The following is a 6,012-nucleotide window of genomic DNA, read 5'->3' on the forward strand; positions in this document are numbered from 1 at the left end:
TAGGTCAGGGAGTTTTTTCATTCCTTTATCTAATGTTTATCTCGTTCTCTTGTCAAGGGGGTTGAGCAATTACGATTTATTTTATCAATCCCTATAGAGTATCTCTTCGTTGCAAACTCGGTCATCATCATATTTATGAGATAAATCAACCAGGGGAGATTGAGTGCCAGACAATTTCTTGCACTCAGGTGATTAATTCGAGTCGGGTTTTTCGGGGAGAGCATCCTTATATCGTTTGGACAAGTGACCAATTTCAAGAGGACTCTAAATACATCCAAACTTTGACGCTGATTCCGTTGACTTCACAAGAAACCTATAAAGGTTTGCCAACTGTATATCCGATTAATTCTACAAGCACAAATGGTCTTTCTAATAATTCCTTCGCTCTAGTGCATCAGATATGTACTGTTGATGCTAATTGTTTTAAAGACTCGCAAGGGGAGTGGCTTAAGCGAGTTGGACAATTGGATAAACCAGATAAGGAAGCTATAGAGGAACGTTTAAAGTATTTTTTAAATCTTGGGTATAATCCGGGTGAAGATTGGTTTATTAAAAATGCGTCTATAGAACTTTTGCAGAAAGTGTTTAATTATCTGCCAGATGAAACCACAAAAAGTAGGGCTATAGAAAAACTGATCGACGATTTGCGATCGTAGTCAATGAGTAGTAATTGATGGTAGAGGTCAAGAAGGTTTTTGCAGTGGACTTGAGCACTCTCGCTATATCCTGTTAACCTTCTCGATCGCCCAAACGGCATCTTAGCCACATCTAACAAAAATTAAAAAAGGCGGCACCCAGATTTGAACTGGGGGTGGAGGTTTTGCAGACCTCTGCCTTACCACTTGGCTATGCCGCCGTCACGTCTCAAAATTGACGTTTTCTTATAGTACACCAAATCTCGAAAATTTTAACATACCTGTCAAAAATTTCGTAAAGCGCAGCTATCCCCTAGGGAATCGCCCTTTTTTCCCACACCTCCAAAACCCATCCGAGGCTATTCTAGAACTACATCGATCGCCCCCAACACCAGCCATGACACCAGTTTCTCCCCTACTCGTCGCCCAAATCACCGACACTCACCTGTTTGCAGAGATCGATCGAGAATGGAAAGGCCTCTCAACAACCCGCACCCTCCAAGCAGTTCTCGATCGCCTGCAACAGATACAGCCGCGGCCCGACTTACTCCTACTCACAGGCGACTTGTCCCAAGACGAAACACCTGAATCCTACCAGCGCCTCGTCTCCCTCATCGCCCCCCTCGGAATTCCCGCCTACTGGATACCTGGGAACCACGACAACATCCCAGTCATGTCAGAAATCTTAAATCAGTCGCCTCTTTCCCCAGAAAAATCATGGAGGCTAGGAAACTGGCAATTTCTATTACTTTCGAGTGTGGAAGCGGGATGCGACGGCGGGCGGCTTTCCCCAGAAAGCTTGCATTGGCTCGACTCTCAACTGCAACAAACCGGCGATCGACCTGTTATCATTGCCTTGCACCATCATCCTTTGCCGATCGACTCTGAAATAATGGATGGAATGATGCTGCACAATGCCGATGAATTTTTCGCAATTGTCGATCGATATCCTCAAATCAAAATCGTCCTCTGCGGCCACATTCACCAAGAATTTCAACAACAGCGGGGTTCAGTTACCTACTTGGGGACACCCAGCACCTGCATCCAACTTTTACCCAAAAGCCATCCGATTATAGTTGACGAAATGCCGCCGGGATTTAGATTGCTTGAATTGGCGATCGACGGTACTTGGAACACCAGAGTTGAGCGAGTTGCCCAAGCATCGCCACCCTTTTAATAATTTTCTATAGCATGAAAATAATTATTATCAAATTTACATTTTTTTGTCAATCCATCAACAGATAGATTGTGTGGAGCAACCCCATCTATTATAATATTTGTTAACGATAGATTGCAGATCTACGTAAACTAGCAAGCTACGAACAAAAATCTATCTGGCAACATTACAAAATAAGAAAAACTAAATATATGTCTGAAGTCAATGGCGTGATGATGCAGTATTTCCACTGGTACAATCCCGCTGACGGGAACCTGTGGAATCAGCTAGCGGAATCGGCAAAAGATTTAGCCAAAATAGGCGTTACATCCCTTTGGTTGCCACCCGCCTATAAAGGAACTGGCGGTGGCATGGATGTAGGTTACGGCGTCTACGACTTATTCGATTTAGGCGAGTTCGACCAAAAAGGGTCGGTACGCACGAAATACGGGACAAAAGATGAGTATTTGGCCGCGATAAAAGCTGCCCAAGATGCTGGAATTCGGATTTATGCCGATGTAGTCTTTAATCACAAATTAGGTGCAGATGCAGAAGAAGAAGCCGAAGCCACACCCTTCCATCCCGATGACCGCAATGCCACAGTAGGTGAATATCAAAACATTAAAGCTTGGACGCATTTTACTTTTCCCGGTCGCGATAAAAAATATTCCAGCATGGAGTGGCATTGGTGGCATTTTGACGCCATTGATTACAACGTTTACAACACAGAAACCCATGCGGTTTACCTCCTAAAAGGCAAAGAATTCGATCGAGGAGTAGACTTAGAAAAAGGCAACTTTGACTACCTGATGGGTTGCGATTTAGATATGGACCACCCAGAAGTCACGGGCGAATTAAAATACTGGGGTGAGTGGTATGTCGATACAACAAACGTTGACGGCTTTCGCTTCGATGCCGCCAAGCACGTATCAGCACAATTTTTCCAAGAATGGTTGGAACACGTCCGCCACTATGCCCAACGCGACCTATTTGCTGTCGGCGAATATTGGTCTTACGAAGTAGAAGCTTTGCACTACTTCATCGAAGCAACGGGCGGTAAAGTCTCCTTATTTGACGCGCCCCTCCACTACAACTTCCACGCTGCTAGCAAAGCCGGCAATAGCTACGATTTGCGAACAATTTTTGATAACACCCTCGTCCAACAGCAACCCGCCCTCGCCGTTACCTTAGTAGACAACCATGATTCCCAGCCCTTACAATCCCTAGAATCAGTTGTCGAGGCTTGGTTTAAACCTCTTGCCTACGCTTTAATTCTGCTGCGACGCGAAGGATATCCGTGTATTTTTTACCCGGATTATTACGGCGCTAACTATAAGGATAAAGCAAATGATGGCAATGAATACGAGATTTGGTTAGACCAACATCAGTTTATGGTAGATAAATTCTTGTTAGCGCGCCAAACTTATTCCTACGGCAATCAGTACGATTACTTCGACCACGCCAACACTATTGGCTGGACGCGACTCGGTAATGAAGAACATCCGGGTGGCATGGCTGTGGTACTCAGTAACGGAGGCGATGGCACTAAGTTTATGGAAGTCGGACAGCCGAATCGCACTTATATTGACATCACCGAACACATCGAAGAACCTATCACCACCAATGACGATGGTTGGGCTGATTTTCGGTGTAACGCCGGTTCTGTTTCGGTGTGGGTGCCACAGCCGTAAGAACTGCGTTAAAATTGACGTACTCCTCAGCCTAAAGTAGGGTGTGCACTGCACACCTTACCCCTATAATTAGTACATTAAACAACTTTTTACTTTCAAGACTTTGATGACGAAAAGTTGTTTTTAGTGAGGACTAAAGTCCTCTCTCCAGTATTATTTTTATGCTATGTGATCGCGCGAAAAATATTAATCTAAAAAAATATGAAACTTTCAGAAAAAGTTGCCGTTATTACCGGCGGTGGCTCGGGAATTGGTCATGCAGCAGCAATTTTAATGGCCAAGGAAGGCGCAAAAGTTGCTATTATAGATCACATTTTGGCAACGGGGCAAGAAACCGTCCGCCAGTTGGTCAAGGAAGGAGGCTGCGGGCTGGCTATTGCCGCAGATGTTGGAGATTCTCAGCAAATGCAAAAAGCGTTTCAAACAATTTTTGATGAATATCAAAGAATTGATATTTTGTTTGCAAATGCGGGTATTAACGGTGTATGGTCGCCGATAGAGGAGATAGAACCCGATGAGTGGGATCGGACAATTAACACCAACCTCAGAGGAACATTTTTGGCTGTTAAGTATGCTGTTCCTCATCTGAAAAAACAAGGAGGTTCAATTGTAATTACATCCTCGATTAATGGCACCAGAAGTTTCAGGAAAGTTGGTGCCACGGCCTACGCTTGTTCAAAAGCTGCCCAAGTAGCCTTTGCCAAAATGCTGGCGCTAGAACTCGCAGCCTGCCAAATTAGAGTCAATGTGGTCTGTCCGGGCGGGGTGCTAACTGCAATTGAAGAAAGCACCGTTAAGCGCCATCTCGATCGCATTCCAGTTGCCCCTGATTCCATTCAAGATATGATTCCTTTGACTGATAATACCGCCGGTTCTAGCGAAGAAGTCGCCCAATTAGTGTTATTTCTGGTATCACATTCCTCCAGCTTCATCACAGGTACTGAAGTCTGGATTGATGGTGGCGGTTCTTTGATTTAAAATCTCAATAGTTTATTTTTATTACTCGGCGGTTGAAACGGCTTCTACACAAACGAAGTCCGCCTGCGCGGACTAAGAAATAATAATTTCTAATGACTAATTCTCCATTGTTGAACAGCAGTTTGCAATGTCTGCGGCAGCCACTTATCGTATTGAGGATAAACAGGCAAACGCTGCACAAGTTGCCATCCCGATGCTGCTAAAATTTCTGTTAAAGTTTGGTGTTGCAGGTGAGGATAATCGGGATTAACTTCATCCCGCGGCCCAATTCCTCCTAAATCTCTAGCACCTGCGTCTAAACAAGCCAGCAATATGTCTGGCTGTGCAACTAAATTGGGGGGAATTTGCAGCCTGATTTCAGATGGTAAAATGCTGCGGGCGATCGCAATTACTTCCGGCATTTTTGTAGCATCAAAAACTTCACCGTCCCAACTTTGCTGATTTCCCGGACTGTGTGGCTGGAGGATAACTTCTTGAATGTGATTGTAACGCGAATGAATCCGGGCGATCGCCTCTAATGTCTCCACCCAATCCCCCTCACTTTCCCCAATTCCCAGCAGCAAACCAGTTGTAAACGGAATCTTCAATTCCCCAGCCCATTCTAACTGTTGCAGCCGCAGCGCCGGAACTTTACTCGGTGCGTGCCGGTGAACAGTTTGTAACAAATGTGGGGCAAGCTGTTCTAGCATCAGCCCCATCGATACATTTACCTCTTTTAACAGTGCCATCTCCTCAAAGCTGAGCGGCCCCACATTAGTATGTGGCAAAAATCCCAGAGCAAGTGCCAGTTCGCACAAATCGTAAATCCGCTGCAACCAAGCTTTTCGCCGTTGACTGTGAGGATGTACCTCGCCGCTGAGGATGAGAATTTCAATTACACCTTGAGTTTGCAGCAGCAAAAGCTGTTTTTCGGCTTCTGCGAGTGTCAGCCAAGGACTTAGCAGGGGTTCTGCCCGAAAATTGCAATAGGTGCAGCGGTTAAAACACTCGTAAGTGGGAACCAGAGTATAAGCAGGGCTGTAGGTGACGTTGCGGGACATTCCTTGGGATTTTTATTGATCGGACTTACGCAACAACATATATATATCTGTGCAGTGCAAGTTTTGCGGTTGGCGATCGCAACCCTTCATCTATCTTAACACTGACGCAAGCCCGGAATCTCGTTGCTTAGGTAGATTATGAGTCTTCTTCATTGGTGGGCGATCGTCCACTAATTCCGCATTCTGCTTTTAAACTCCTTATACAGCAAGCCTTATGGCTTTTAAAAAGCATAATTTATGACACCTATAAGAAAAACTGTGCTTAAAAGGCCTTTACAAACTGAAATAAAAGCTTTATGTTTATTTACATGGCGGAACACAAAGCCGTCACGAACATTGAAAACCAAATAAAGCAATCATAAACAAATGACAACAACCTTACAGCAGCGCGAAAGCGCCAATGTCTGGGAACGCTTTTGTGAGTGGGTCACAAGCACCGACAACCGCATTTATGTAGGTTGGTTCGGCGTCTTGATGATTCCTACCTTGCTCAGCGCCACCATCTGCTACAT

General features: G+C 44.9%; 5 protein-coding genes, 1 tRNA gene and 1 pseudogene. 5 read left to right on the forward strand and 2 right to left on the reverse strand.

What is annotated here, in order from left to right; all coding sequences use genetic code 11:
• Nucleotides 1–188: 188 nt before the first annotated feature.
• Complete coding sequence (locus QUA42_RS27210; RefSeq protein WP_333141754.1) at nt 189–656, forward strand: type II toxin-antitoxin system PemK/MazF family toxin; 468 nt, start codon at nt 189–191, stop codon at nt 654–656.
• Nucleotides 657–785: 129 nt separating this feature from the next.
• Here QUA42_RS27210 and QUA42_RS27215 read toward each other — a convergent pair.
• Nucleotides 786–856, reverse strand: a tRNA-Cys gene (locus QUA42_RS27215).
• Between the two features lie 176 nt (nt 857–1,032).
• Here QUA42_RS27215 and cpdA point away from each other — a divergent pair.
• From cpdA to QUA42_RS27230, 3 genes are all read left to right on the forward strand, one after another.
• Entirely contained in the window at nt 1,033–1,812 is a 780-nt protein-coding gene (gene cpdA / locus QUA42_RS27220) for a 3',5'-cyclic-AMP phosphodiesterase (RefSeq protein ID WP_333141756.1), read from the forward strand.
• Nucleotides 1,813–2,003: 191 nt separating this feature from the next.
• On the forward strand, nt 2,004–3,482 hold the full coding sequence (locus QUA42_RS27225) for an alpha-amylase (protein ID WP_333141758.1): 1,479 nt from the start codon (nt 2,004–2,006) through the stop codon (nt 3,480–3,482).
• A 201-nt stretch (nt 3,483–3,683) separates the two neighbouring features.
• Nucleotides 3,684–4,460, forward strand: a complete 777-nt coding sequence (locus QUA42_RS27230) for an SDR family NAD(P)-dependent oxidoreductase (protein ID WP_333141760.1) — start codon at nt 3,684–3,686, stop codon at nt 4,458–4,460.
• 89 nt (nt 4,461–4,549) lie between these two features.
• On the opposite strand, the gene cofG is transcribed toward QUA42_RS27230, so the two are convergent.
• A complete protein-coding gene (gene cofG / locus QUA42_RS27235; RefSeq protein ID WP_333141762.1) occupies nt 4,550–5,500 on the reverse strand; it encodes a 7,8-didemethyl-8-hydroxy-5-deazariboflavin synthase subunit CofG in 951 nt (316 codons plus the stop codon).
• 366 nt (nt 5,501–5,866) lie between these two features.
• Here cofG and QUA42_RS27240 point away from each other — a divergent pair.
• A pseudogene (locus QUA42_RS27240) lies at nt 5,867–6,012 on the forward strand (photosystem II q(b) protein); the annotation flags it as partial.

Origin of the sequence: Microcoleus sp. Pol11C2 (genome assembly GCF_036701505.1) — a bacterium.
GTDB lineage: Bacteria > Cyanobacteriota > Cyanobacteriia > Cyanobacteriales > Microcoleaceae > Microcoleus.

Coding starts and splice junctions, on each gene's coding strand:
- QUA42_RS27225 (WP_333141758.1), top strand. CDS start 2,004: ATGTCTGAAGTCAATGGCGTGATGATGCAGTATTTCCACTGGTACAAT.
- QUA42_RS27230 (WP_333141760.1), top strand. CDS start 3,684: ATGAAACTTTCAGAAAAAGTTGCCGTTATTACCGGCGGTGGCTCGGGA.
- cofG (WP_333141762.1), bottom strand. CDS start 5,500: ATGTCCCGCAACGTCACCTACAGCCCTGCTTATACTCTGGTTCCCACT.
- cpdA (WP_333141756.1), top strand. CDS start 1,033: ATGACACCAGTTTCTCCCCTACTCGTCGCCCAAATCACCGACACTCAC.